The 1,139-nt window shown below is 24.8% G+C and carries 1 protein-coding gene and 1 pseudogene; both read right to left on the bottom strand.

What is annotated here, in order from left to right; translation table 11 throughout:
* Positions 1-668, bottom strand: a pseudogene (locus tag CD129_RS12060) (hypothetical protein); the annotation flags it as partial.
* A 53-nt stretch (positions 669-721) separates the two neighbouring features.
* A complete protein-coding gene (locus CD129_RS12065; protein ID WP_107510202.1) occupies positions 722-1,075 on the bottom strand; it encodes a hypothetical protein in 354 nt (117 codons plus the stop codon).
* Between the last annotated feature and the right edge of the window lie 64 nt (positions 1,076-1,139).

Consider the following 1,139-nt stretch of genomic DNA (forward strand, 5'->3'; position numbering starts at 1 on the left):
CCATAATAATTCACTAAATTATTGTATAATACTTCCGATGGTCCATAACCTTTAATATAAAGATTTATATCTTCATATCCTTTTACATTAACTATGCAATTCATTAATTTAATTACATAAGAAATATCCTTTATTTCATCTTCAAATCTAGCTTTAATCAGTAAATTACGTTTAGTATTTTTAGGTTCCATACTTAGATTAATATGTGAAGCTTCCACGTATTGATTAAATACATAATTGACATCATATTTTTCTATAAATTCTTCTTTAATTTTGGCAGTACTTACTCTAAATGCATCTATAGCATCTGTAGCTAAATCTGCTTCATCAGAAATATAAGCTAATGGTCCATGTATTTCACCAATAATTTGAACTTTTTTATTAACTTGTTTAACATCCCTAGCAATATAGAAAAATGTTTCTCGCGTTAATATTAATTTGTCACAATCCCCTAATTCTTTTGCATCTGTGTATTTTTGGAACTCAAGATTATCATCTAATAAACCTTCATTAATCATAGTATTAAATAAATCACTTTGGTTATAATCTTTGAAATTATAATAAGTTACTTTATATCCAGATTTAACAAATGCTTTAATTAAATTAATATTACTTCTTGAAGTACCTCCCTTAGCAAAAAGGTTAAAACCTAATATTTTTACGTGCAATTTATACCCCTCCAATTAATAATTATAGAGATGAAAATGATATGTATATTTAACTACTCAGTTCCCGTATTATTTTTCAACCATACTGACTCTTCATAAGCATATACAGCTTCTTGATAATTATTACTTCTCGGTATGATTTCTTTATCAATTGCTTCATTATAAGCATTCATCTTAGTCTGTTCATCTTTCTTGCTATATATAATTTTAGATAAATCTTTTTGAGTTTTAATATCTAATTCTTTTTCTTCTTTTTTCTGTGTTTTTTCTTGTTTCTTAGTTGATTGTTCAGTTTTTTCTTGTTTTGAATCTTTTTTATCTTCTTGCTTAGAATCAGTTGTTATCATGAAATAAGCAGAAAAAATTGTAAGACAAAAAACTATAAATACAAGTATTATATTTTTCAAGGATTTACCTCTCCCTATTTTTTAATCAATATTCTTATTAAACTATATTTCTTTACTTTTGTAA

The sequence above is a fragment of the Mammaliicoccus fleurettii genome (genome assembly GCF_003970575.1).
In the GTDB taxonomy this organism is placed as follows: domain Bacteria; phylum Bacillota; class Bacilli; order Staphylococcales; family Staphylococcaceae; genus Mammaliicoccus; species Mammaliicoccus fleurettii.